This is a genomic window from Polaromonas sp., from assembly GCF_016185115.1.
Taxonomy (GTDB): Bacteria; Pseudomonadota; Gammaproteobacteria; order Burkholderiales; family Burkholderiaceae_C; genus Polaromonas.
This window is the reverse complement of the sequence record NZ_JACPOF010000020.1, coordinates 403,425-429,147: the sequence shown is the minus strand read 5'-3', so window position 1 is coordinate 429,147 and position 25,723 is coordinate 403,425. Positions and strand designations below refer to the sequence as shown.

General features: G+C 60.4%; 25 protein-coding genes. 18 read left to right on the top strand and 7 right to left on the bottom strand.

Going from position 1 to position 25,723, the window contains the following annotated elements; all coding sequences use genetic code 11:
- The first annotated feature begins 6 nt into the window (after positions 1-6).
- The 7 genes from HYX42_RS15055 to HYX42_RS15030 are packed head-to-tail and all read left to right on the top strand — an operon-like array spanning position 7 to position 6,021.
- Positions 7-987, top strand: coding sequence for a tripartite tricarboxylate transporter substrate binding protein (locus HYX42_RS15055; RefSeq protein WP_293404423.1), 981 nt, complete (start codon positions 7-9; stop codon positions 985-987).
- A 42-nt stretch (positions 988-1,029) separates the two neighbouring features.
- Positions 1,030-2,718, top strand: coding sequence for an AMP-binding protein (locus tag HYX42_RS15050; protein ID WP_293404421.1), 1,689 nt, complete (start codon positions 1,030-1,032; stop codon positions 2,716-2,718).
- Positions 2,719-2,743: 25 nt separating this feature from the next.
- Positions 2,744-3,370, top strand: a complete 627-nt coding sequence (locus tag HYX42_RS15045) for a VOC family protein (protein WP_366931157.1) — start codon at positions 2,744-2,746, stop codon at positions 3,368-3,370.
- Positions 3,370-3,633: a hypothetical protein gene (locus tag HYX42_RS23260; RefSeq protein ID WP_366931156.1), complete on the top strand. Its 264-nt coding sequence runs from the start codon at positions 3,370-3,372 to the stop codon at positions 3,631-3,633. The genes HYX42_RS15045 and HYX42_RS23260 overlap by 1 nt, the downstream gene beginning before the upstream one ends.
- Complete coding sequence (locus tag HYX42_RS15040; RefSeq protein WP_293404419.1) at positions 3,630-4,838, top strand: FAD-dependent monooxygenase; 1,209 nt, start codon at positions 3,630-3,632, stop codon at positions 4,836-4,838. The genes HYX42_RS23260 and HYX42_RS15040 overlap by 4 nt, the downstream gene beginning before the upstream one ends.
- Positions 4,835-5,278: a thioesterase family protein gene (locus HYX42_RS15035; protein ID WP_293404417.1), complete on the top strand. Its 444-nt coding sequence runs from the start codon at positions 4,835-4,837 to the stop codon at positions 5,276-5,278. Before HYX42_RS15040 ends, HYX42_RS15035 begins: the two co-directional genes overlap by 4 nt.
- Positions 5,275-6,021 carry an Asp/Glu racemase gene (locus HYX42_RS15030; protein WP_293404415.1) on the top strand — a complete coding sequence of 249 codons (747 nt, stop codon included), beginning with the start codon at positions 5,275-5,277 and terminating at the stop codon, positions 6,019-6,021. The genes HYX42_RS15035 and HYX42_RS15030 overlap by 4 nt, the downstream gene beginning before the upstream one ends.
- Before the next feature lie 224 nt (positions 6,022-6,245).
- On the opposite strand, the gene HYX42_RS15025 is transcribed toward HYX42_RS15030, so the two are convergent.
- From HYX42_RS15025 to HYX42_RS15000, 6 genes are all read right to left on the bottom strand, one after another.
- Complete coding sequence (locus HYX42_RS15025) at positions 6,246-7,733, bottom strand: type IIL restriction-modification enzyme MmeI (RefSeq protein WP_293404413.1); 1,488 nt, start codon at positions 7,731-7,733, stop codon at positions 6,246-6,248.
- 20 nt (positions 7,734-7,753) lie between these two features.
- Positions 7,754-9,802 (bottom strand): DNA methyltransferase, encoded by a 2,049-nt coding sequence (locus HYX42_RS15020; protein ID WP_293404411.1) that lies wholly within the window; start codon positions 9,800-9,802, stop codon positions 7,754-7,756.
- 301 nt (positions 9,803-10,103) lie between these two features.
- Complete coding sequence (locus tag HYX42_RS15015) at positions 10,104-10,955, bottom strand: fumarylacetoacetate hydrolase family protein (RefSeq protein ID WP_293404409.1); 852 nt, start codon at positions 10,953-10,955, stop codon at positions 10,104-10,106.
- Positions 10,956-11,011: 56 nt separating this feature from the next.
- Entirely contained in the window at positions 11,012-11,767 is a 756-nt protein-coding gene (locus HYX42_RS15010; protein ID WP_293404407.1) for an IclR family transcriptional regulator C-terminal domain-containing protein, read from the bottom strand.
- Positions 11,764-13,293 carry a bifunctional 3-(3-hydroxy-phenyl)propionate/3-hydroxycinnamic acid hydroxylase gene (locus HYX42_RS15005; protein ID WP_293404405.1) on the bottom strand — a complete coding sequence of 510 codons (1,530 nt, stop codon included), beginning with the start codon at positions 13,291-13,293 and terminating at the stop codon, positions 11,764-11,766. Before HYX42_RS15005 ends, HYX42_RS15010 begins: the two co-directional genes overlap by 4 nt.
- A complete protein-coding gene (locus HYX42_RS15000; RefSeq protein ID WP_293404554.1) occupies positions 13,286-13,858 on the bottom strand; it encodes a VOC family protein in 573 nt (190 codons plus the stop codon). Before HYX42_RS15000 ends, HYX42_RS15005 begins: the two co-directional genes overlap by 8 nt.
- A gap of 131 nt (positions 13,859-13,989) precedes the next feature.
- Here HYX42_RS15000 and HYX42_RS14995 point away from each other — a divergent pair, with 131 nt between their 5' ends.
- Positions 13,990-14,979 (top strand): tripartite tricarboxylate transporter substrate binding protein, encoded by a 990-nt coding sequence (locus tag HYX42_RS14995; RefSeq protein WP_293404402.1) that lies wholly within the window; start codon positions 13,990-13,992, stop codon positions 14,977-14,979.
- Positions 14,980-15,042: 63 nt separating this feature from the next.
- Here HYX42_RS14995 and HYX42_RS14990 read toward each other — a convergent pair whose 3' ends face one another.
- On the bottom strand, positions 15,043-15,795 hold the full coding sequence (locus tag HYX42_RS14990) for an IclR family transcriptional regulator (protein ID WP_293404400.1): 753 nt from the start codon (positions 15,793-15,795) through the stop codon (positions 15,043-15,045).
- A gap of 162 nt (positions 15,796-15,957) precedes the next feature.
- On the opposite strand from HYX42_RS14990, the gene HYX42_RS14985 reads away from it, so the two are divergent.
- From HYX42_RS14985 to HYX42_RS14940, 10 genes are all read left to right on the top strand, one after another.
- Positions 15,958-16,527 carry a VOC family protein gene (locus tag HYX42_RS14985; RefSeq protein ID WP_293404399.1) on the top strand — a complete coding sequence of 190 codons (570 nt, stop codon included), beginning with the start codon at positions 15,958-15,960 and terminating at the stop codon, positions 16,525-16,527.
- Between the two features lie 45 nt (positions 16,528-16,572).
- Positions 16,573-17,514: a tripartite tricarboxylate transporter substrate binding protein gene (locus tag HYX42_RS14980; protein WP_293404398.1), complete on the top strand. Its 942-nt coding sequence runs from the start codon at positions 16,573-16,575 to the stop codon at positions 17,512-17,514.
- A gap of 35 nt (positions 17,515-17,549) precedes the next feature.
- Positions 17,550-19,037 (top strand): bifunctional 3-(3-hydroxy-phenyl)propionate/3-hydroxycinnamic acid hydroxylase, encoded by a 1,488-nt coding sequence (locus HYX42_RS14975; RefSeq protein WP_293404397.1) that lies wholly within the window; start codon positions 17,550-17,552, stop codon positions 19,035-19,037.
- A gap of 2 nt (positions 19,038-19,039) precedes the next feature.
- Positions 19,040-20,176: an alpha/beta fold hydrolase gene (locus HYX42_RS14970; RefSeq protein WP_293404553.1), complete on the top strand. Its 1,137-nt coding sequence runs from the start codon at positions 19,040-19,042 to the stop codon at positions 20,174-20,176.
- Positions 20,177-20,233: 57 nt separating this feature from the next.
- Positions 20,234-21,082, top strand: coding sequence for a fumarylacetoacetate hydrolase family protein (locus tag HYX42_RS14965; protein ID WP_293404395.1), 849 nt, complete (start codon positions 20,234-20,236; stop codon positions 21,080-21,082).
- Between the two features lie 361 nt (positions 21,083-21,443).
- On the top strand, positions 21,444-21,938 hold the full coding sequence (locus HYX42_RS14960) for an SRPBCC family protein (protein WP_293404393.1): 495 nt from the start codon (positions 21,444-21,446) through the stop codon (positions 21,936-21,938).
- Between the two features lie 36 nt (positions 21,939-21,974).
- Positions 21,975-22,469, top strand: a complete 495-nt coding sequence (locus tag HYX42_RS14955; protein ID WP_293404391.1) for an SRPBCC family protein — start codon at positions 21,975-21,977, stop codon at positions 22,467-22,469.
- 149 nt (positions 22,470-22,618) lie between these two features.
- A complete protein-coding gene (locus HYX42_RS14950; RefSeq protein ID WP_293404389.1) occupies positions 22,619-23,263 on the top strand; it encodes a GbsR/MarR family transcriptional regulator in 645 nt (214 codons plus the stop codon).
- A gap of 2 nt (positions 23,264-23,265) precedes the next feature.
- A complete protein-coding gene (locus HYX42_RS14945) occupies positions 23,266-24,684 on the top strand; it encodes a cytochrome ubiquinol oxidase subunit I (RefSeq protein WP_293404387.1) in 1,419 nt (472 codons plus the stop codon).
- Positions 24,677-25,708, top strand: coding sequence for a cytochrome d ubiquinol oxidase subunit II (locus tag HYX42_RS14940; protein ID WP_293404385.1), 1,032 nt, complete (start codon positions 24,677-24,679; stop codon positions 25,706-25,708). The genes HYX42_RS14945 and HYX42_RS14940 overlap by 8 nt, the downstream gene beginning before the upstream one ends.
- The last annotated feature ends 15 nt before the right edge of the window (positions 25,709-25,723 follow it).

Sequence of the window (25,723 nt, the reverse complement as noted above, 5' to 3'; positions counted from 1 at the left end):
AACCCCATGAATCGTCAAACCTTCTTCAAGCTCACCGCGACCGCATTGCTGGCCGGCATGACCGTCGCCGGAGCACTGGCACAAACCGCCGCCTGGCCGCAGAAAGCGATACGTATCCTCGTCCCTGCGCCGGCGGGCTCCGCGCCTGACCTCACCGCCCGCATCATCGGCGACAAGCTGAACCGTGCCCTGGGGCAGGCGGTGGTCATAGAGAACCGGCCAGGTGCGGGCGGCATCGTTGCCATGAATGCACTGAAGGCCTCGCCGAACGATGGGTACACCATCGCCCTGGCGCAGGCGGCTGTAGTGGTGGTCACCCCCTTTACCTACAAGGAAGCGACTTACGAGGTCGAGCGTGACTTCGAAACTTTCGCCATGGCCGGCAAGACCCCCATGCTGTTCGTGACCAACGCCGCCAACCCGGCCAAAAACCTGGCGGACGCGATTGCGATGGCCAAGGCCAGGCCGGGCGAAGTGGCGATTGGCAACCCTACGCGTACGTCCATTCCCCACCTTGCAGCAGAGATGGCCGGGATGAAGATGGGCGCCAAATTCCAGCAGGTGTCGTTTGCCAATACCGGGCAGGGCATACAGGCCGTGGTCAATGGCGATACGGCTTTTTATGTCGATGGCGCCGGCCCGCTGATCCAGCTGGTCAAGGCTGGTCGCCTGCGCGCGTTGGCCATCGCTGCGGAAACCGAACTGCCCGGCATGGAAGGCATTCCGCTGGCCAACAAGACCGTGCCCGGTCTCAATGTCTATGGCTGGTTCAGCATGCATGCGCCCAAGGGCACGCCGGTGGCCATCATGCAGCGCCTGAACACCGAGATCAACGCCGCCATGGCCATGCCGGATGTCATCAGCAAGTTCAATGAGTTCGGCACCTACGCGACGCCGGGCAGCATGGCCGATGCGCAGAAGTTCGTCAAAAGCGAGGTCGGTCAGTTCGGCGGGGTCATCAAGTCTCTGGGCCTGAAGCCCGAGTAAAAAGTCCGAACAAGCCCGAGCAGCCATTCACCAGGAATCCGCATGTCCAGCAGCACCCAGTACCAGGTCAGAGAGCCCTTGCCAGGCGTCGTTTACGCGCCTTTGGCAGACCTGCGCCGTTATCTCGACGCGGGGGCACTCACCCGTGAAACCATGCCCGGGGCTTTTCGTGCCTCGTTTGCCGCGCATGCTGACCGCATGGCGCTCAGGGGCAGCGAAGGCGAGGTGACCTATGCCGAACTCGACGCCATGACCGACAGACTGGGCGCAGCATTCCTTCGCATGGGGCTGCAGCCGCTGGACCGCGTCATCTTCCAGCTCGGCAACTGCAACGAGCTGGTGTTTGGTTTTATTGCCTGCCTGAAGGCCGGGCTGATTCCTGTCTGCACGCTGGCTGCGCACCGCGAAAGCGAGATCGGCTACCTCGGCAAACATGCGGCGGCGCGCATGCATTTTGTGCAGGGTGATGATGCGAAGTTTGACGACGTGGCCTTTGCGGAGCGCATGCGTGAGAGCATCCCCAGCATGCAGTGGACGGTACAGGCGCGAGGTGAGCAGCGCGGCAAGGCGCTGCACCTGCGCGAACTGATCGCTGCCATGCCGCTGGAGGATGCGCGCAAGCTGCTGGCGAAGGTAGAACTCGACCCCTTCCAGGTTGCGGTGTTCCAGCTGTCGGGCGGTACCACGGGTGTGCCCAAGATCATTCCGCGTTTTCACAACGAGTACATCTACAACATGCGCGCGGTGGCAGACTTTTGCGGCTATACGCCTGATGACTGCCTCTTCATGCCGCTGCCCATGATGCACAACCTCAACATGGGTTGCTGCTTCGGCCCTTTCCTGCTGAGGGGCGGTACGGTGGCGGTGGCGACCAGCCTGTCGCCCGAAGCACTGGGTGACATCTTCAAAAGCTGCCAGCCTACCTGGACCGTGATTGCCGGGCCGATCGCAGAACGGCTGAAACCGGCCATCGAATCCGGCAAGCTGCCGCTGGACAAACTGCGCGGCGTCATCAGTGCCAACAGCGCGCCCGTCCTGCGCCAGCTGCTGAAGGCGCCCGTGCACCACATCTTCGGCATGACCGAAGGTGTCATCATGCTCACGCGTGAAAGCGACCCGCAGGAGGTCAAGGACAGCATGGTCGGCGTGCCTGTCTCCGCACATGACCAGGTCAGGCTTTACAAGATAGGCACAGAAGAAGAAATCACCGAAGAAGGTGTTGAGGGCGAATGCGCCTTCTCGGGCCCGTACACCATTCATGGCTACTACGATGCGGCCGAACGCAACGCCCAGACCTTTACCAGCGGCGGCATGTACAGATCAGGCGACCTGATGCTCTTCCGCGACATAGGCGGCAAGCGTTATTACCAGTTCAGGGGCCGCACCAAGGATGTGGTGGACCGCGCCGGTGAAAAGGTCAATTCCGAAGAGGTCGAGATGATGGTCTGCCGGCATCCGGCCATCACAGCGGCCGCCGTTATCGGCATGCCCGACAAGGTTTATGGCGAGCGTGTCTGTGCCTTCATCACCGTGCGCGAAGGCATGGCCGCACCTGACGTTGCCGGGCTTGGCAGTTTCCTGCAGAAGGAGGGCCTGGCCAAATTCAAATGGCCGGAGCGCGTCGAGGTGCTGGCTGAACTGCCACTGACCAACGCGGGCAAGCTCAGCAAACCCCGGCTCAAGGAAATGATTGTGCAAAAGCTGGCGGCCGAAAACGCCGTCACGGTCTGAATTAACCAAAGCGAAGGAACAACCCATGACTGCATCCCAACCCGTACAAAAACCCATCCCGATTGCCGGGGTACACCACACTGCCCGCCCCACCTGGAAGCTGGCCGAGACGGTCCACTTCTACCGTGACCTGCTGGGTCTTCCGCTGGTCCATGCGATCTCGGCACGCGGCTGGGGCCCTGAAGACCATGCCGACTTTCTGCATTTCTTTTTTGACAGCGGCAACGGCAGCACGATTGCGTTCTTTTATTACATAGGCACCACGCCGCCCGACTTTGTTGAAGTGCGTGATGACTATCGCTACCGCGCTTCACACACCGCATGGCGCGTCACCTCGCGTGAAGACCTGCTCGCCGCGCGTGCAAAGATCGAAGCGGCCGGCATCGAGGTCAAGTACCAGATACGCCATGAGGTCATCGAGTCGATTTATTTTGACGACCCCAACGGCTATTCGCTGGAGATCACCTGGCAGGTCAGGCCCTTCGGGCAGGTTGACCTCGACGATGCGGCGCGCACGATGGAGGCGGCCATCGCGCTGGAGGATGCAGGCGCGACAACACCTTTCACGAAGATTGACCAGGTCTGGTCAGGCAAGGCCGGGACTCTGGCCGAAGAGTTTGAAAAAGCCGGTGAACTGGAAGGAGTGGCATGATGCCCGCAATTTTTGTCCTCAACGTACCCGAGTTTTTGCCGCTGGTCGATCACGCCCGCAAACAGGCCGACTGCAAGGTTGACGGCCCTCGCCTGGGTTACTTCCGCATCACCGGCAGCCCGACCCTGAACTTCAAACGCAAGGAACTCGGCTTCAAGCCTGCTGTCTGGCATGGCGCGCTGACCGGCGGGCTGGTGGGGCGCATCACCCACTTTGACAACGACACACTCTCGATTCAGGACATAGAAGGGGTGACATCATGAAGATCGCCATCGTCGGTGGTGGCCCGTCCGGGCTTTACACCGCCATCCTGGTCAAAAAGCGCAAACCGTCGTGGCAGGTCAGCGTCATTGAGCAGAACGTGGCCGACTCCACCTTTGGGTTTGGTGTGGTGCTCGCCGACTCGGGCCTGGCGCGCATACAGGCGGCCGATGCGGATGTGTATGAAAAGCTCATTGCTCGAATGACCTTCACGGGTTGCCAGACCATCAACCTCAAGGAGCAGCCCATAGACATCAACCACCCTTCCAAAGGTGGTGCCATTGCACGCATAGACCTGCTGCATGTGTTGCAGGACGCCGCTGCAGCGGTGGGCGTCGATGTACGCTTCGGCCAGCGCATCTCGCACCCGGACGACCTGGCGGCGCTGGGGCTGGGCGATGCAGATGTGGTGATCGGCGCAGATGGCGTGAATTCCGTGGTGCGCGCGGCATATGAAGAAGCGTTCGGCACCACCAAGTCTTTTCTGACCAACCACTTCGCCTGGTTCGGCACACGCAAGGTGTTCGAGAAATCAGCGCTGGTGTTCAGGCAGTACCAGGGCGGCGCGTTCGTGGCCCACTACTACCCTTATTGCGCGACGGGCAGCACCTTTGTGACCGAGTGCGATCACGCCACCTGGCTCAAGCTGGGCATGGACGCCATGAGCGACGATGAGCGGCAGCAGTTGTTCGAAAAAGTCTTTGCGCCCGAGCTGGCTGGTGAGAAGCTGATCTCCAACAACTCGAACTGGCGGCAGTTCCCGGTCACGCGCAGCAGCAACTGGACGGCGGGCAAACACGTGCTGATCGGCGATGCGCAGACCAGCGCGCATTTCTCGATAGGTTCGGGCACGCGCATTGCGATGGAAGACTCGATTGCGCTGGCAGAGGCGCTCACCGAGGATGCGCCTGCCGGCAGTGCCGAACCAACGGCATTGCAGCGGCTGGCAACCTTTGTGCAAAGGCGCGGCCCCGAAAAAGACAAGCTGCTGACGGCCTCGCGCAAGTCCTACCTCTGGTACGAAAACATCGGCGAGTGGATGCAGCGCTACACAGCGCTTGAATTTATTCATGCCTTCATGACACGTACCGGGCGCGTGGGCAATGACCGGCTGGCGCAGCAATACCCCGAGCTGTTTGCGCAGTTTGAACAGGCAGGCGTCTTCAAAAAGGCTGCACATCCCGAAGAAAGCGGGCACCCGGCGTGAACAAAAGTTATGAGACGGTGAGCTCGGCCCTGCCACTGGTGGTGACCAAGCGCGTGCGCTGGGCCGACTGCGACCCGGCAGGTGTGGTCTTCACCGGCAAGTTCAACGAGTACATGCTGATTGCCGTCAATTACTTCTTCAACGAACTCGGCGAAGGCAACTACTTCCAGTGGGTCAAGAGTCTCAATGTCGACACACCCTGCAAGGGCCTGGACATGGAGTTCCACGGCGCGCTCTGGCCTGAAGACGAATTCGACATGCACTGCACCGTGTCTGCCATACGCGAGCACAGCTACGACATCCGTGTAGAGGCCAGCCAAAAGGACGGCCGCCGGATTTTCACCGGCCGCTTTTCACCCATCTGCATCAGCCGCGAGGTGCGCAAGCGCGCCCCCATCCCGCAGGCCATGGTGGACGCACTCCAGAAATTCAAATCATGAAACACCTCTACCGCATAGGCCAGATCGTGCCCAGCTCCAACACCACGATGGAGACAGAGATCCCCGCCATGCTGCGCGCCCGTGAAGCGCTGTACCCGGAGCGCTTCACCTTTCATTCCAGCCGCATGCGCATGCACAAGGTCACGCCAGAAGAGCTTGCCAACATGAACAAGGAAGGCCTGCGCTGCGCCGCCGAACTTGCCGACGCGAGAGTCGATGTGATGTCTACAGCCTGCCTCGTCGCCATCATGGCCCAGGGCCTGGGCTACCACCGCCAGGTTGAAGAAGACTTCAAACGCATCTGCCGCGAGAACAACTCCGACGCCGAAGTCATGACCTCCGCCGGCGCATTGATCTACGGCCTGAAAAAGCTCAATGCCAAAAAAATCGCCCTCATGGCGCCCTATATGAAACCGCTCACCGCCAAGGTCGTCGCCTATATAGAGAGCGAAGGCATAGAAGTGCAGGACAGCATCTGCTTCGAGATCCCCGACAACCTCGAAGTCGGCAGGCGTGACCCCATGCAACTGCTTGACGATGTCAAAAAGCTCAACACCGCCAATGTGGATGTGGTGGTGCTGTCGGCCTGTGTGCAGATGCAGTCCATTCCGGCGCTGCAGATGGCGCAGGACAGGCTGGGCATTCCTGTGACCTCGACATCAGCCTGCACGACGCGCAACATGCTCGATTTGCTCAAGCTCAAGGCGCATATTCCGGGCTATGGGCAGGTACTGGCGGGCTGAAGCCTGAATTTAAAAGTTAACTTCCAACTTAACATTTTGGGTAAATGTTAAGTTGCAGGTTAACTTTTTGGTCGAAACCGTGGTTTGGAGCGTCAAAAATGCTCTAAAAAGGCGATTTTTAGGTGTCAAATCGGGCTGCAGGCCAATGGATACGGACGTGAGCAGCTACTGAATTAATAGCAAAGGCACGTTTGCGACTGGTTTCCTGAACACCCTCCTGTGCCCTAGGCTCGCCAGCCATCCCCTTCGCGCCGTGCCCGACCGACGGCTGCGAGCGTGTCGAGGATGCGCGGCAGGCTTTTCTTCCAGGGGCCCCGGCCCTTGAAGCGGGTTTCTATGTCGGCAATCGTCAGGACGCCCGGCTGGCTGCCCAGCACCAGCGCCAATGCCCGCACCTGATCGGGCAGGCTGGCTGGCCAGACCTGGCTTGTGTCGGTTTCTGAAGACTTGCCGGCAGGCATTTTCTTTTGGGGTGTTTCAAGCGGCATCTCGGCCTGCTTGCTGCCAGCGGCTTGCGCGCTGGCGGTCGCTGGATTCTGAAACTCGGGTCGCAGCCAGCGAACGTGCCCTGTTTTTTCTTCTGCGGCGCGCCTCGCGTTCAGGGCGACCAGATGGGTGAGAAGTTCGTCAGTGCCCATGTTGGCTTGCAGCCCATAGGCCTGGAGTACGGCGGCATCCAGTTCATCGTGAAGTTCTTTCAGCACGGCGACCAGGCCCTGCGTGTGTATGGTCTTTTCTTTGGTCGTCAGTTCCCGTCCTTCGTGCAGCGCTTCGAGCACGTTGTACATGCCGGTGAGCGTCAGGCCGGTATGCATTGCCTGCTGGTGTTTTCGGTGTGCGTCGATTTGCTCGGCCAGCGTTGTGATGCGCTGACGCAGCGCGGGTGTCAGGCCTGTGTCTTGATCGGGGAAGGGAAAGGTTTCGAAGCAGCGGGATTTGTTGTAGCGGACATTGCCAACATACATGCCAATAGAGCCGCCGTTTGCCCATGCCCACGCTGCGTGCGCGCGACTGGAAAGAATACCCAAGTGGAGCGCGTCGTTGCTGGCTATGGCGATCAGCATGTTGTCCGGCAATATGCTTGCGTCTACAAATTGAAACGTGCGGTGCTTTGCAGTTTCAACGGTAGCGATATAGCGAGGTAGTCCAGCGAGCTGCTTGCGCATCACTTTGCGTGGTTCCCCATGAATCCACCAGCTATCGCGGTAACTTGCGCGGTTGTTTTGATCTCGCTCGGGTTTCACTCGCTCCAGTAGCCATTGGTACACATCTGGAAACTGCGTACGCAACTGCTCTGCGCTCAGACCAAACGCGTCGATGACTTTTACGCCACGCGGCGCTTCGGTCAGGTCTCTGCCATTACGGTATTCGCGAATAATGTTTTGCGACCCCTGCAGTGTGAATGCAGTGGCCTCCTCGGGCGTGACTATGAAGCCCGCACCGAAAAGTTGTACACCGCGATTGCTGAGATTTTCGTTGGCCTTAAGCGGCTCTGCTGACGCCACGTTTGCGCCTATGCTGAGGTCTGCATGAATCTCGCCCCATTGCTCGGTCAGCGTGACTGCGACTTCGCCTTCTTCAACGGTTTTCTCGGCGATGACTGTCAGCAGCCTGCCATTCGCAACGTTCAGGTTGGCCAGCACATTGAGGTCTGGCACATCATTCAGGCTGACATCGTCTCTGCGTGCGCCAACCGTCATCGCAATGCGCACCGCAGCGCCATTGGCGCTGTCTACCCAGGGATGGTCTGCGATGGCAAATACAAGCGCGATAGACGGCTGGTTTTGAATTGTCGTTTTGCGGGGGGGGGTGACAATTGAGCGTCAACCACTCTACGGTTAAAGGTCTGGCGCAGGCTGTTGGTCGTGATGAAACCAAACCGGCGAGCCTTGCCATCACGCACGGCGCAGGCCGCGTGGTGCCACCAGTACATCACGAAATCAGCACTCTCAGGCACGTCGGGCCAGGTCTTGCGCAGTGCCTCTACATAGCCATCGCCCAGGGCGGCGCGCATGGTGCTGGCACCGATGAATGGCGGGTTGCCGACGATGAAATCAGTTTGGGGCCACTTTGCCTGAGCTGGTTTGATGTACTTCCACTGCGGCACCAGCGCAGCCTCATCAGGCACCAGGGCCCCCGTGACGGGGTGCGTTTTAAACGTCTTGCCATCCCATCGGCTCAGGAGTTGCCCGTCCGCGTCGTAGGCCAGATCGCTGTCAGCCCATGCCAGCACGGCATCGCGGTGCTCGATGTTGCCGTAGTCATGCACCACGGGTTCAGCCACAGCCTTGTTGCCGCGTGTGCGGATGTGCCATTGCAGGTAGCCAATCCACAGCACCAGTTCGGCCAGCGCAGCGGCGCGTTCATTGATCTCCACACCCAGAAGCTGCTGCGGCGTGACGGTTTCGCTTTCAAAGCCGAGTTTGTCCTGCGTCTCGCCCAGGTCTGCCAGCTGGTTGAGCACTTCACCCTCAAGGCGCTTGAGATGCTCCAGGGTCACATACAAAAAGTTGCCGCTGCCGCAGGCGGGATCCAGCACGCTGGTGGTGCACAGCTGGTGGTGAAACCTGCGCACCTCGGCGCGCGCCTCTTCCATCTTTTTGTCGTGGTCCTTGCCGGTTAGTTCGGCGGCCTCGCGTGCCAGCACCAGGGCCGCTGTCTGCGCATTGAGCCAGTCAGCGCGCAGCGGCTCCACCACGGTTGGCAACACCAGGCGCTCGACGTAGGCGCGAGGCGTGTAGTGGGCGCCCAGGGCATGGCGCTCGGTCGGGTCCAGGGCGCGTTCGAGCAAAGTCCCGAAAATGGCGGGCTCGACTTCGCGCCAGTTGGCCCTGGCTGCGTTGATCAGGCGTTCGATCTGCTCCTTGTTCAGAAGCAGCGAATAGCCGCTTGCGCCCGACTCCTTGAACAGCTTGCCATTGAACTTGAGCACCTGCGTGGCCAGTGCGGCCGAGAAACCGCCACGGTCCATGTCGGTCCAGAGCACGCGCAGCATTTGCTCCAGTGCGGCGGGGTTGTCGCGGTGAGTCTGGAGCAAATTCAGAAAGCCGCCTTTGCCCTCTACCCTGGGCAACAGTTCAACGTCTTCGGCAAACATGGAGAAAAGGCAGCGCGTGAGAAACGCCGCCACGTGGTCAGCCCGGTGGCCAGACTGTTCAAGCGAGCGTGCCAGCTCTGCCAGTTGCGTGGCGACTTGCCTGGTGACGCGGGCACTCGCGCGCGTGGGGTTCAGACTTTCGGGGTCTGTCCAGATACGTTTGAGGCGCTCGCGCACGTCTGCATCGGCCAGCATGGCGAGCGGAATGCGGTGGCTGCGCGGGTCGGGAAAGGGCGTGTAGGTGGCACCGCTGCGGGTGAACTCTGAATACACCTCGATGACATTACCCACATCCACCACCAGCAAAAAGGGCGGGCGGCCGTCTTCTGGCGGCAGGGCGCGGGCATAGTTTTCAGCCTGGGCGCGCGCCATCATCAAGGCACCGTCAAACCCTTTGGTGTGTGTGGGGGCTTTGAGCTTTTTGGCCTCCAGTACGAAATGCCCTTTTCGATAGCAGTCGATGCGGCCGGGGCTGCTGCTGCCGTCGCCGTGGTTAAAGGTAATGGGGCGCTCGAACATGTAGTCCTGCTCGGCGGTGGCATGGGGAACCGCAACGCTCAGCAGCTCGCAAAGCTCGCGCACAAAACTTTGCGCGGTGGACAACTCACTGGCGGTGACGCCTTGCCAGCGGCCGATAAAGCTTTGTGCGGGGTGGATGGTATCGGGCGGCGTGGCGTCTTGCATCGCGTGAATGATAGTGGGTGACCCATGTCACCCTCCTGCGATAGATCCTGAAAGTTAACCTGCAACTTAACATTTCGACCAAAACCGGCTCAGGAACTGATTTTGAGGGTTTTGGACCTCAAAAAAGGCGAAAAAAAGGCCTTTTTTGATGCCAAATCAGGCTGCAAGCCAATAGATACGTACGTGAGAAGCTACTGAATTAATAGCAATTTTCTTTGCTGTCAGGCCGGGCAAACCCAGCGTGGAAGTGCAGGGTGCCATACCAGCGCACAGCGGCGCGGTACTGCCCCCTGAGTAGCGCTTACACCTCGTCCCGAATCCCGTTGCGCAAAATACCCACGGCATCCACCTCAATCTCGACAACGTCGCCAGGCTTCATGAACAGCTGCGGTGTACGCTTGTTACCCACCCCGCCTGGCGTTCCCGTGACGATCACGTCGCCAGCTTCCAGTGGAATGAAGGTCGAGATGTAGGCGATCTGGCGCGGAATGCTGTGGATCATCATGTCTGTCGTAGCGCGCTGGAGCTCCTGGCCATTGAGGCGCGTGGTGAGCGTCATCTGCTGGTTGGGTTTGATCTCGTCCGAGGTCACCATCCACGGGCCGAAGGCCCCGGTGCGCCAGAAGTTCTTGCCTGGCGTCCACTGGCTGGTAGCGACCTGCCAATCGCGAATGCTGCCGTCGTTGTAGCAGCTGTAGCCTGCAATGTGATTCCACGAATCAGCTTCCGAAATGCGCCTGCCGCCCTTGCCGATGATGACGGCGATCTCGCCTTCATAGTCCAGACGGTGGGATTCACGCGGGCGGATGATGTCCTGGCCATGCGCGACCTGCGATTCATTCAGGCGCAAAAACAGCGCAGGGCTTTCGGTGATCTCGCGGCCGGTTTCGCGCACATGTTCGCCGTAGTTCAGCCCCACGCAGACAATCTTGCCGGGGTTGGGAATGACGGGCAGCAGTTCAACATCGGCGAGTGCCAGCGTGGACTTAGCGGTTTTGGCAAAGGCTGCGGCTTCTGCCACCAGGTCTGCTGCAATCAGCGACTTCAGGTCGGTTGCGCGGCCAGCGAAGGCGGGCTGCAGGTCAATGATCCTGTCGCCGTTGACAGCACCGAATGTATTTTTGCCGCCGTGTTTAAAGCTGATGAGCTTCATGATTTGTTTGTCCGGTTGTGTAGTTGAAAAATCAGTTGAGACAGGTGGAGTCGGGATCAGTTTAGACGGGCGCTGAGCCGCTGCGCAGCGTCCATCACCAGCCTGGCCAGTTTGTCGGTGTCGACGATGGCGAGGCGCGAGGTCTCCAGCACCAGCGAGATGGCTCCCCATGTGCCGCCGTCGGCCTTGGCGATGGGTGCTGCCAGTGCAGCCAGGTGGGGTTCAAGTTCACCGTTTGAAAGATAGTGCCCCGCCTTGCGTATGGCGGCGTAGTAACGGCGAAAGTCGCTCCACTCGCCGGGCAGGCCGTTTTGTACGGCCTCTGCCCTGTGCGCATCAAACAGCTTGTGCAACTGTGCCGGCGGAAAACCCGCGACGATGACTTTTGGCGCGCCACCCCTGAACAGCGGGCGCGGCCGCCCCCTGCCGTAGGCCAGTGCTGCGGGCACACCGCTGTATTCGCGGTGGGTGTCCAGCAACTGGTCGCCGAAGAGGCTGGAGCTGACGCAATCAAAGCCGGTGGTCTCTACCAGCTCACGCATGATGGGAATGCCTTCGCGGAGCACCGGGTCGGCCTTGCGGATGTAGTGGTCCAGCAGGATGATGCGCGGGCCCAGCGTGTAATGAGAGTTCTCGACACGCTGCAGCAGGCCGGCCTCGACCAGCAGGCGCACGTAGCGGTAGCCGGTGGGGATGGAGACGCCCATCTCTTCGGCGATGCTTTCGGCCGTGCGCGTCAACATGCTGTCGTCAAACAGGTCCAGCACGCCGAGCATGCGGCTCAGGCCTGAAGCAGTTTTTTCTTCACTCACAGGGCGGCTTCCTCGCGCAGTTTGTGTGGGGCAGGCAGGTGGCGGGATAGATCTTCAAGCTCCTGCGCATTGCGGGCCACGCCCAGCACGTAGCGGTCAGGGCGGATGATGACAGCCGCGACCTGGTGGGTCTGCAGCCAGTCGTTCACCGCATTATCAGGCGTGTCCAGTACCTGCATGTCCAGGTCGCGCCACTGCCTTTTAACTTCGGTCGACACCCTGGCAATGACATCCCTGCGGCCCATGACGGTCATGCGCCTGCCGAGCACCTCATCAAGCCAGCGCCCGTCAGCAAGGCGTGGCTGCGGGAAGGGGCGGCCCACAGCCTTGTGGCTGGCATTCTGAAAATGGCTGCCGCCCAGCGATTGCGCGGGCAACTCGAAAATCTCGGGGCCACCTGCGGCAAACTTTTCGTCGCGGGCCTTTGCCTCTGCCGGGTCTGTGGTCTGGATGATGCCGCCCAGTTTGACGGCCAGCTCTATCAGCGAGCGCACATGTGGTGAGCGCTCTTCTTCATAGCTGTCCAGCAGGGCATCAGTGGCCCGGCCCTGTGTGATGGCTTCCAGCTTCCAGGCCAGGTTGGCGGCATCGCGTATGCCCGCGCACATGCCCTGACCCAGGAAGGGGGGTGTCTGGTGGCAGGCATCGCCGGCCAGAAGCAGCCGGCCTTTGCGCCAGCCTGTCGCGATGACAGAGTGAAAGGTGTAGATCGCAGCGCGTTCAAGCTGTGCATCTGCTGGCGTGACCCAGCGCGAAACCAGCTTCCACAGGCTGCCGGGTTTGACCAGTTCTTCATGGTCATCGCCGGGCATGACCATGATCTCCCAGCGGCGCCGGTTGCCGGTCACGTTGCAAAACGTCATGGGGCGCGCGGGGTCACAGATCTGCACGGTGTGGGCGGGCAGGGCGACATCGCGTTTCAGTACCACATCAAATACAAGCCAGGGCTGACGAAGGCCCAGATCAACAAGCGGGCTGCCCATGGCCTTGCGCACCGGCGAGCGCGCGCCGTCGCATCCCACCACATAACGCGCCTGGAATGTGACTGCCTGATGGGTACTGTGCTTGTGCACAGACAGCGTGGCAAGGGTACCATCCTGTGTCACAGAGAGCAGTTCATGCTCAAGGCAGACCGTGACGTTGGCAAAGCGCTGGCAGCCCTTGCGCAGCAGGGCTTCAAGTTCAGGCTGGTGAAAGTAGTAGTTGTTGGCGCAGCCGTGCGGGCCGAGTGCGGCCGTGCCGCCGCGAATCATCAGGGTCTCGTTCGCGGCGTTTACAAAATGCATGCCCTGGATGCCGGGGCGCGAGATGGCCAGCGCCTCCTGCTTCAAACCCAGGCTCTGGAAGATGCGCATCACCTCACCATCAAAGTGAATGGCGCGTGGCAGCGGGAAGATGTCCGCTTCTTTTTCGATGACCAGCACCGACAGCCCGGCACTGCCCAGCAGGTTGGCCAGCGTTGCGCCTGTGGGGCCGTAGCCCACGATGGCCACATCGAACACCGGAGAGCTGTCGGTATCAGGCACGCTGGTCTTCTTCCATTCGTTTTGCCACTTCGCTTTGCCACTTTTGCCGCGACATGAATTTCGGCAGGCGTTTGGCAATGGCCTCGGCGCGCGCCATGATGGCCTCGTCGGTCTCGGTAAAGTCAATGGGCTCGCGCAGCGGCTGGTCGCAGTACCAGGGCGTGTCCATGAAGATTTCCAGACGGTTGCCTTCGGGGTCGCGGCAGTAGATGGAAATCGCATTGCCATGTGTCACCGGATGCATGTCTGTTGCGCCATGGGCCAGCGTGCGTTTGTGAAACGCGCGCAGCGTCTGCAGGTCGGGCACACGAAACGACAGCTGGTTGACGACATTGAAAGCCATGTCTGCTGGCCGGCCCGTGGCCAGCACGATCTGGTGGTGCTCGCTCGGGTCACGGCTCAAGAACACCAGTTGCACGGGGCCCAGGTCGCCGAAATCGGTCTGCGTGAACTGAAGCGCCTGTTTGTAAAACGCCGCCATCTTTGGCAGGTCGGTCACGTAAATGCCCAGGTGGCTGAATTGCAGGCTCAGTCGGCCAGCGTGTTGTGAGTTTTTCTCCACCATGTCTCCTTCAAGAGCTGTTGCATGCATGCGTCATTCTAATTTGTGTAAATATTATCATATATTGATAATTGAAAGACTTATAGTACGATTGTTTTGCGTATTTATTATCAAAATATTAAATGGAGACCTTTGTGACCAAGACTTTCAAACCCCGCCTTTCGACTCTTCTCACTTTCGCATCTGCAGCCCTGCTGGTCTGCGCCCCGCTCGCCGCGCAAGCGCAGGACTACCCTTCAAAGCCCGTGCGCATCATCGCGCCTTTCCCCGCAGGCAGTGGCCCTGATGCGAACGCACGCGAGATCGCGGCCGAGTTGACCAAAATCCTGGGGCAGACTTTTGTGGTCGAGAACCGGCCCGGTGCTTCCAACATCATCGGCACAGAAGCCGCAGCCCGCGCAGCGCCTGATGGATATTCGCTCTACATCGGCACGACCAGTTCCTTGTCGGTGGTGCCGCACCTGTTTTCAAAATTGCCTTTCAATGCTGAAAAAGACTTCGCGCCCATCAGCCTGCTGGGCATCCTCAATACCGGCCTGATTGCCAACCCCGGCGTGCAGGCAAAGGATGCGAAGGCGCTGATTGCAGAACTCAAGGCCAAGCCCGAATCGGTGTCGGTGGCGACATCGGGCATAGGCAGCTACTCACACCTGTCGGGTGTCTGGTTCAACGACGCGGCAAAGGTCAAAACGAACCTGGTGCCCTACAACAGCACCAGCCCCTACAACGACCTGCTGGCCGGCCAGGTGCAACTGATGTTTGACGGTCTGCCCGCAGCGGCCGGTCCCATCAGGGGAGGCAAGCTCAAGCTGCTGGCCATCACCGGGAAGGAGCGTCACCCGAGCTTTCCGGCCGTGCCGACCTTTGCTGAAGCCGGCTTGCCCGATTACGCGCCCATCGCATGGCAGGGCATGCTGGCACCGGCTGGCACACCACAACCCATCCTCGACAAGTTGAGCAATGCGATGAAGCAGGCCTGCCAGTCGCAGGAGCTCGCAAAGAAGTGGCGTGACTACGGCGGCGAGTTGCGCTGCAATACGCCAGCCGAATTCACCGCCTTCATCAACGCTGATCGCGCGATGTGGGGCAAGGTGATTCGCCAGGCGAATGTGAAGCTGGACTAGGTTCGCGCGGGGGACTCAAGCCGATGGCAGCGCCTTCGATGCCTTGCGCGCCATCACGCGTGGCTAGGCGCGGTGCTCCGAAATCTTCTTTCCGAGAGCCGTCGCCCGTTCGACCATTAACTGGCCAATGGCTCGCCTGTCGAGAAGTTCTGCACGGCTGCGTGTGCATACCAGTGAAATGCTGCCGATAGGCTCGCCTTCCGGCATCACCGGAACGCCGAAGCCGACCAGATCGGTTTGCAGCTCTCCATGGCTCACGCAGAATCCTGCAAGGCGGGCCTCCTTGAGCCTGTTGCGGCAGTCGGTCCACGCGTTTGGATCGTCTCCTGTTGAGCCGAACTTGTTGAACAGCTTGCGTACCCGCGACGCCGGCATGAATGCAAGTACTGCGGTGCCCGGGGCTCCGCGGAACCACGGCAACGGTTCGCCTCGTGCATAGGTAATGTCCACGGGTTCTGCGCCCTGCACGTGTGCGACGTTGATGAGGTGGTCCCCATAAACGCTGGACAGCAGGCAGCTGCAACCTGTCTGCCGGGCCAGGTCCTCCAGCACCGGCAAGGCGGCCGTGACTACCGGGTCGACACGCTTGACGAGCGTCTCCAGCTCAATGATCTTGGCGCCCACCACGTAGGTGCCGCCGGGCATGCGGGCCAGCAGTCCGGCACGCCCCAGTGCCCGGACATAACGATAGGTCGAGGAACTGGTGTATCCCGTGACCTCCGAGAGCCCGTCCACCGTCCATTCGAATCGATCCAGAGTGAAGAGATCGAGGATTGCGAGCATTCGGGTAAGGCTGGAACCGGATTCGTCGGTCATGGGAATGTGCGCCGCATATGGCTGGTGATTCTAGGGCTTCGAAAGCCGACGGACGTTGAACGCCGTGCAAAACAATCGTGATTTCTTTATATCGACAACAAGGGTTTCTACTGAGAAATGAATGATGGACATAATTTCAATTATTGTCACAATATGACAATTATGAAATCACAAGACAAGCTCGTGCCCTCCCTGAAGTTCTCTCACGTCGGGCTTTTCGCCAGAGATATGGATACACAGGCGAATTTCTACACGTCGGTGCTCGGCTTCACCGAGACGGATCGCGGGAACCTGCAGGTGAAGGGCGGTGTCGCGCGCCTGGTTTTCCTCAGCAGGGATCCCGATGAGCACCACCAGATCGTTCTGGTGTCAGGGCGTCCGCCGGAAGACCATTTCAATGTGATCAACCAGATTTCATTGAAGGCCGACTCGCTGGAGGCTTTGCAGGAGCTGTACAGGCAGCTCAAGGCGAAAAACGTCGATGAGCTGGTTGCAGTCACCCATGGCAATGCGGTTTCGTTGTATTGCCGCGATCCGGAGGGGAACCGTCTTGAGCTGTATGTCGATACGCCGTGGTATGTGTCGCAGCCGTGCCGTGTCGAAGCCCCCATCGACCTTCCGACAAACGAACTGCTCGCCTGGGTGGAGCGGCATGCGCGTGCGCTCCCGGGGTTCAAGCCGCGTGAGCAATGGAGAGCCGAGATGGCTATACGGATGGGGCGCGGGACCTGACTCCAGGCGACGCCCCTGTGAAAAATTTAAACAAGGAGACAACACATGTTACGTAGAACTTTTTCCGCCAGCCTGATTGCCGTCGCGTTCGCAGCGCATGCGCAAATCGGGGGCAGCGCTTCCCCATTGAAACTGGTCGTGCCTTTCCCGCCGGGCGATGGGCTTGAAAACGCCGCGCGCGTTCTGGGTGACCTCGTGTCAAAAGACCTGAAGATTCCCGTCATCATCGAGAACCGCCCGGGCGGCTCGGGCGTGATTGCAGCAGAGGCTGTGGCGAAATCCACAGACGGAAGGACTTTCCTGGTAGGGACGACCGCCATCATGGGCATCACGCCCCTGCTGCGTGCTGTGCCTTACGCCCCGGCAGATTTCGATCCGATTGCCAAGTTCGCGCACATTTCGGCAGTGATGGCGATACGCAATGACATCCCGGCAAAAAACTGGGCCGAGTTTGCAGCGCTGGCCAAGGCCGCGCCCGGCAAGTACACGTATGCGACACCCGGTGATGGAACCCTGACCCACCTGGCCGTCGCCGCCATCACCCGCAATGCAGGCATCCAGATGCAGGCGATCCCGTACAAGGGCATGGGCCCTGCATTGCAGGATTTCATCGGCGGCCGGCTTGACCTCTATACCGAACCGGCTGTCGTGCCGCATGTGAAATCCGGTGCGGTCAGGGCGCTGGCGGTCGCCAGCCGGACGCGCCTGCCCGAACTGCCGGATGTGCCGACCTACGAGGAAGCCGGTATCAAGGCGGCCTCCACGCCCTGGATCGGTGTGCTGGCGCCCAAGGCCACATCGCCTGAACTGAAGCGCCAGCTCTCCGATGCCTTCAGGCGTGCGGTGGCCAGCCCCGATTTCGCCAACCGCCTGCCCACGGGCATTCAGGCTGCCTATAGCTCCAGCAGCGACTTTTCAACCCAGATCAGGGGCGAACAGGAGTTCTACAAACAGCTGATCACCAGCCTTGACCTGAAGATTCAATAAGCGACTTTAGTACTGCTACCCAAGGAAACCGTTTGATGACCGATCAATTTGATGTTGCCATCGTGGGCTACGGCCCGGTAGGCGCAACGCTGGCCAACCTTCTTGTGCAGCAGGGTCTGCGCGTCGCCGTTCTTGAACGTGAGGGAGACGTGTATCATCTGGCCCGCGCAGGCCATCTCGACGCCGAAGTCATGCGCGTGCTGCAAAGCATAGACATAGCAGACGCGTTCGAGCCCGACACCGGGCAGACCAAAGCCATGCGCTTTGTCAATGGCGACGGCAAGCTGCTGATGGAATGGAAGCGGGGCGGCGAGCGTGGCCCGAATGGCTGGGTCAGCGACTACATGTTCTACCAGCCCACGCTGGAAGGTCATATGCGCAAGCGGCTGGCCGGTGCGCCCGGCTTCAAACAGTTCCTGATGCATGACGTGTATGAGATCGAATCCGGCGCCGATGGCGTGACAGTCCGGGCCGAAGACGTCGTCTCCAACAAGCTGGTCAGTCTCAGGGCGCGCTACGTGGTGGGTTGCGACGGTGCCAGGTCATTGGTGCGCAGGTTGATAGGCGCGACGCATGAAGACCTCGGCTTCAAGCAGCGCTGGCTGGTTGTGAATGTCAACACCCACACCGACATGGGTTTCGAGCCGGTGAGCACGCAGATCTGCGACCCGGCCCGGCCCGCGTATGCAGGTGCTTCCGGCCAGCGGCTGCGGTGGGAGTTCATGGTGCACGACGGCGAGTCGTCCCGCGAGATGCTGCGCCATGAAAACATCTGGAACCTGATCGAGAACTCGGTGCGCCCTATCAAACGCGACCAGGGAGAAATCATCCGTTCGGCGGTCTATACCTTTGAGTCACTGATCGCCAAACGCTGGCGGGCAGGACGTCTGCTGATTGCTGGGGACGCCGCGCACCGGATGCCGCCCTTCCTGGGGCAGGGCATGTGCGCGGGCGTGCGGGACGCTTCGAACCTGGCCTGGAAGCTGGCCGCCGTGCTGCAGGGGCGCGCAGACGAAGCGCTGCTGGATACCTATGAAAGCGAACGCGCGCCGCATGTCACAGCTTTCACGCGCGGTGCCATCGAGGCCGGCAAGTTTGTGCAGATGAGCGACCCGACGGAAATCGCTGCGCGCATGAAGGACATGCAGGACAACCCGAAATCTTTTGCGCCGCCTAACCCCCATCTCGGGCCGGGCCTGAGCGAGGTGAACGGCAACAACGGGATAGGCCGGCAGTTTGTGCAGCCCGTGGTCAACGGCCAGCGCCTCGACGACCTGGTGGGCCATGATTTCGCATTGGTGGCGCGCGCAGGCTTTCTCACCGGCGCGGCCAGCCCCGCAGCACTGGCAGGGCAATGGCCTGGCCTGAAGGTTGTGGAGCTTTCACCGGACCAGGCCGCATTGCTGGATCCCTACGCTGCTGTTGCCGTGATCCTGCGCCCGGACCGTTATGTTCATGCGTCTGTGGCTGATTCTGCGTCGCTGGAACAAGCACTGGCCAAACTTGGCGGACTGCTGTTGTGAGCATGGCTGCAGAGCGCATCTCTCCCCTCGACAGCTGGACACAAGCCACGGAAATGGACGGTGGCGTGAAGGGGCCTTCGCCCCATGGCGAGGCCATGCTCCGCTCGTATACGGTGGCACGTGCCCTCGAATACGGCATGGCCATCGACGACTTCCTGCGGCTGGATGCCCGTGTGCGCGAAGGTGCGGAGTGGGTTGAGGTGCTTGAGCACCTGGCTGAGGACAACCTCGCGCGCGCGCGCCTGCAGGAGCAGCGCCAGCGTGCCGTACCAGCGTCTGATTTCTATTTGCTGGCGGCCGCGTGTTTTCGCCTCGCGCAGGCAGGGGCTGAAGAGGCCCCGGCGCAAAGACTGGCCCTGTACGAACGCCAGGCCGAGGCCTTTGGCAAGGGGGTGAAATCCTCCGGCCTCGACGTGCAGCCGCTGGAATTCAGGTTTCAGGATGCACGCCATCAGGGCTGGTTTGTCCGGCCTGACAACACGGATTCGCCCGCACCCTGCGTGCTGGTGTGGGGCGGCGCGGACGGCTGGTGTGAAGCCTTCTGGCGCAGTGTGCCTTCCTTTCTCGCCTGCAAGCTGTCTGTGTGTTTGCTGGAACTGCCGGGGCAGGGTCTTGCACGCTTGCGGGATGGCTCCCGTCTGCGGACCGATTTCACGCAAATGGTGTCATCTGCCATGGATGAGCTTGCGGCGCACGGCGCGCACCCGGACAGGTTCGGCGTTTTCGGCCACAGCATGGGTGGCACGCTGGCGATGTCTGCTGCCGCTGCCGATGCGCGCGTCAAGGCCTGCGTGAACAACGGCGGTGTCTGGCAGCGAAGCACAGACGACAAATACCCGCGCGTCACGCAGCGCGTGGGTCGCATGCTCGGGCCCGAGATCGACGTGGCCTCGTTCTATGAGTCGCTGGATTTCCCGAAGGCCATCCGCAGCATGCCGGCACAACTGCTGTGCGTGCAGGGCGGCAAGGATCTGCTCGTGTCCAACGAGCAGGCGCAGCAGATCACCGAATTCCGCGGCGCGCATGCCGCATCCCTGGCTTACTGGCCCGACGGTGTTCACTGCGTCTACAACCACGCGGCGGAGCGCAACAGCATCGTCACGGACTGGCTGGCGCAGATCCTTGTGGGCGAGGCTTAGCCATATTGCATTGGCGTCATGCATGGACGCCGTCCGGACAACTGACGAGATAAAACAATGAAACTGGTGAGTTATTTGAACAGCGGCCGCGTATCCTTCGGTGCAGTCGTTGATGGCGGCATTGTCGACATCGTCAACGCTTCTGCTGGCCGGTACAGCGCGATCAGGGAGATTCTGGAGCCGGCATTACTGGCGGAGATCGACACACTGATCAGGGGGCGCAAGCCGGACATGGCGCTCGAAGATGCGACGCTGCTCCCCGTGATTCCGGACCCGGGAAAGATCTGGTGCTGCGGCCTGAACTACCACGAGCACGTGCAGGAAACCCAGCGCGAAGTGACCGAACAGCCGACCTTCTTCCTGCGGGTGGCGGACTCGCAGGTCGCGCATGGCCAGCCCATCGTGCGCCCGAAAATTTCCACACAACTGGATTACGAGGGCGAAATTGCGGTTGTCATCGGGCGTGGCGGCCGGCACATTCCTGAAGCAGACGCTGCGGCGCATGTGGCGGGCTATACCTGCTACAACGACGCGACCATCCGGGACTGGCAGCGTCACACCTCCCAGTGGGGCCCGGGCAAGAATTTCTGGCGCACGGGTGGCTTTGGCCCCTGGCTGGTGACCGCCGATGAGATTCCGTTCGGCACGGTTATGTCGCTCACCACGCGGCTCAACGGCCAGGTCATGCAACACGCCACCACGGAGATGCTGATCCACAGCATCGCGCGGCAGATTGCCTATGTGTCGACAATCGCGCCGCTGTCACCGGGCGATGTGATCGTCACGGGTACGCCCGGCGGTGTGGGCGCCCGGCGCCAGCCACCGGTGTGGATGCGCGCAGGTGATGTGGTGGAGATAGAGGTAGGGCACGTGGGCATATTGCGCAACGTCATTGCCAACGAGTAGCGCGCGGGCCTGCATTCAACCCGCCGGCACGCTGCCTTCGGCCTGACCAGTAAAAGCACTGCCAGAGCTGGTTTGAGGAATTCTGCTATTTATTTTGTAGCTGCTTACGTGCGGATCTATTGGCCTGTAGCCGTTTTTGGCACCTGGAAATGCCTTTTGGGGTCAAAAAACCAGTCCCGGTGCGGTCTTGGTCGGCAACAATCATCAAAAATGTAAAGAAGACTTTACATTTCACGTCTTGCTTGCTGGTTGGCGCAGATAAATCTGTAGCGGCGTGTCGATAAACCTTTTGCTCCTTCGTCGTACAGGCAAGGGCTGAAAAGTCCTGTTAAATACCTTCATCGATATCAAGGAGAACTTCATGACCTCTGCCAGCAATGCCACCACGGCCTCTGACCGCGAACTTGTCCTCACCCGCCTGATTGCCGCGCCGCGCGCAAAGCTGTATGACGCATGGACCCAACCAGAACTCATCGTGCAGTGGTTCACGCCCAAACCCTGGCAGACCGTGCGCGCCGAAACCGATGTGCGGCCAGGCGGGGCCAGCCTGATCGTGATGCGCGGCCCCGACGGCACAGAATTTCCCAACCGCGGCGTGTATCTGGAGGTGGTGCCCAACGAGCGCCTGGTATTCACCGATGCGTACACCGCAGCGTGGAAGCCCTCGGACAAACCCTTCATGACGGTCGTGCTGAGCTTTGAAGAAGAAGGCGGAAAGACGCGCTACACCGCAAGGGTGTTGCACTGGAACGCCGCCGACCGCGAGGCACATGAAAAGATGGGCTTTCATGAAGGCTGGGGTAAGGCCACCGAGCAGCTTTGCGAACTGATTGGTGCGCCAAAGCCTGCGCCCTGATTCCGAACAGGCGCCGTCGGGCGTACATTTGGTGACATGAGCACTGACCACCACTCCGCCCCCGCGTCCGAATGCGAACTTGTACTGACCCGTTTGATAGACGCACCGCCCGGCAAGGTCTACCAGGCGTGGACAGACCCCAAACTGCTCCAGCAGTGGTTTGCGCCCAGGCCGTGGACCACGTCAAGGGTGGAAATGGACGTGCGTCCCGGCGGTTCAAGCCTTGTCGTGATGGCTGTACCCGACGGCACGGAGTTCCCCAATCGCGGCGTCTACCTGGAAGTGGTGCCCAACAGACGCCTGGTGTTCACCGACGCTTATGTGGAGGCATGGAAGCCTTCCGCCAAACCCTTCATGACGGCTGTACTGACGTTTGACGACGAGGGCGGCAAGACCCGCTACACCGCACGCATACAACACTGGTCGGTCGTTGACCGCGACGTGCACGACAGGATGGGCTTTCACGCAGGCTGGGGCAAATGTACTGACCAGCTCTGCGAAGCGATCGGCGCGCCTAAACCAGAGGCCTGAAAAGGGGCACTTACCCAGGATCAAGTCCGGGAGCAGCGGCGCGCGGTTAATGCCGACCCGCTGCAAGGGCGACTCCGGGCCTGCGCTGGTACAAATCTGGATGGGTTCCTATAATTTCAGTAATTACTGAAAATTCAATAAATCCAGCCATGAACCTCGCCCCACTCACCCAGCGTTTTGTCCTCCATTTCGGCGAAATGGGCAGCCGGTGGGGCATTAACCGCACTGTCGGGCAGATTTATGCGTTGTTATATGTATCACCACGGGCGCTCAATGCTGATGAAATAGCTGAGTCGCTGGCTTTTTCGCGCTCCAATGTGAGCATGGGCCTCAAGGAGCTTCAATCCTGGAACCTGGTGCGGCTGCAACACCTGCCCAACGACAGACGCGAGTATTTCCAGGCGCCTGAAGATGTGTGGGCCATTTTTCGGACGCTGGCTGAAGAGCGCCGCAAGCGCGAGATTGACCCTACCCTGTCGATGCTGCGTGATGCGCTGATGGAGCAGCCCGCCAGCCAGGACGACATCCACGCCCAGGCGCGCATGAAGCAGATGCATGACCTCATCGAGCTCATGACGGGCTGGCTGGCCGATGTGCAGAAGATGGATTCGGCTACCTTGATGAGCCTGATGAAAATGGGCGCCAAGGTGCAGAAGCTGCTGGAGACCAAAGACAAGGTGGTGGCGGGCCTGACCGGCAAAGGTTTGAAAAAACCGGCAGCGGTTTTGACCCGGAGTGAAATGCCTGCTGACCACGTTCCGGATGGCAGCGATGGCGAAGATACAAGGGACTGAACATGGACGGTCTTGATCCCTTCCTGCTGGCGCGCCTACAGTTTGCGGCCAACATTACTTTTCACATCCTGTTCCCGACCATCAGCATTTCGCTGGGCTGGGTACTGCTGTACTTCAAGCTGCGTTTTGTCAGCAGCAAAGAGCAGTACTGGATGGACGCCTACCAGTTCTGGGTTAAGATTTTTGCGCTGACCTTTGCGCTGGGCGTGGTCAGCGGCATCACCATGAGCTTCCAGTTCGGCACCAACTGGCCGGGCTATATGGAAAAGGTCGGCAATATTGCCGGGCCGTTGCTGGCTTATGAAGTGCTCACGGCTTTCTTTCTTGAAGCCACCATGCTGGGCGTGATGCTGTTTGCGCGCGAACGTGTCAGCGAGCGCATGCACACCACTGCCACCTTGCTGGTGGCGGGTGGCACCACGCTGTCGGCCTTCTGGATTCTTGCGCTGAACTCATGGATGCAGACACCGGCAGGCTTTGAAATGATCAACGGCAAGGCCCATGTGACGAGCTGGTTTGCCGTGATCTTCAACCCGTCCTTTCCCTATCGCCTAACGCATATGCTGCTGGCCTCCGGCCTGACGGTGGCGTTTCTGGTGGCGGGCATTTCTGCCTACCGCTGGCTGCGCAGTGAGCGCAGTGCCGAGGTGATGGCGGGGCTGAAGACGGGCATTTACCTGGCGGCGTTTCTGATCCCGCTGCAGATCCTGGCCGGTGATGCGCACGGCCTGAACACACTGGAGCACCAGCCCGCCAAACTCGCCGCGATGGAAGGCATCTGGCAGACTGAAAAAGGTGTTCCTGCTGTGTTGTTTGCGCTGCCTGATGAAAAGACCAGGAGCAATCGCTACGAAATCGCGATTCCAAAACTCGCCTCGCTCTATCTCACCCACAGTTGGGACGGTGAGGTCAGGGGCCTGAATGAATTTGAAGGCAAGCACCCGCCGGTAGCGCCCGTGTTCTGGGCCTTCCGCATCATGGTGGGGGTGGGCATGCTGATGCTGCTGGTGAGCTGGGCCACCACATTTCAGCTCGCTCCCTGGAAGAAGAACTCAGGGCGCACGCTGACGGTCTGGCACGCGCGCGTGCTCGTCGCCATGACTTTTGCCGGCTGGATCGCGTTGATCGCCGGCTGGTACGTGACCGAGATAGGCCGTCAGCCCTGGCTGGTGACGGGTGTGCTGACGGCGGCAGATGCGGCCTCAAAAGTACCTGCGCCGCGCATTGCACTCACGCTGGCGATGTACCTCACGCTTTACCTTGCGCTGATCACCGCATATGTCTCTGTGGTGTTTTACCTGGCGCGGCACCGCAAGCATGCAGACAGGCCGTTCGGCGAAGACGACCAGACGGCGGGCGACACCGAGAAGGAACTCAACGTCGTGAACTATCCTGAAAAAGAAGGAGCGCTCAATGCTTGATCTCGCACCCGACCTCACGCAGGCTGCAGGATGGATGCCGATTGTCTTTCTGGTCGTCATGGGCCTGGCCATGCTGGCCTATGTGATTCTTGACGGTTATGACCTCGGCGTCGGTGTGCTGATGCGGCGCGCCAGCGATGACGACAAGGACACCATGATCGCCAGCATTGGTCCTTTCTGGGACGCCAACGAAACGTGGCTGGTGCTGGGCGTGGGCATTTTGCTCACGGTGTTTCCGCTGGCGCACGGCGTGATTCTGGGTGCGCTGTACCTGCCGGTTGCCTTCATGCTCATAGGCCTGACTTTGCGTGGGGTGGCGTTTGACTTTCGCGTCAAGGCGCGGGCCAGCTACAAACCCCTGTGGAACCGCATGTTTTACAGCGGCTCATTGCTGGCCAGCTGGAGCCAGGGCTACATGCTGGGCTCGCTCATCACCGGCTTTGCAAGTACCTGGTGGACCATGCTGTTCAACGCCGTGATCGGCCTGGCGCTGGTCGCGGCCTACTGCCTGCTGGGTGCGGGCTGGCTCATCATCAAATCAGAAGGCGAACTGCAACTGCGCGCGGTGCGCTGGGCCAAAGCCAGCCTGCTGCTCACCATGGCCGGCATTGCAGCCATCTCGGTTGCAACGCCGCTGGTCAGCCCGGTGATTTTTGCCAAATGGTTTTCTTTCCCAAACATCATCCTGCTGCTGCCGATTCCCGCCGCCACGGGCGTGCTGTTCTGGGTGATTTACCGCAGCCTGCAACGCCTGCCGGTGCGGCTGGGGCAGGGCAACGAGTACGGTGCCTGGGTGCCATTTGGTGCGACCGTGGGTGTGTTTTTGCTCGCGTTTTACGGCCTGGCCTACAGTCTCTTTCCGTGGCTGGTCATTGACAAGGTCAATATCTGGCAGGCGGCGACTGCACCAGAGGCCATGGCCGTCATCCTGGCAGGGGCGGCGGTGGTGCTGCCCATGATCATCGGCTACACGGTGTTTGCTTACCGGGTGTTCTGGGGCAAGAGTGCGGCGCTGAAATACTGAACTGAAGTATTAAGA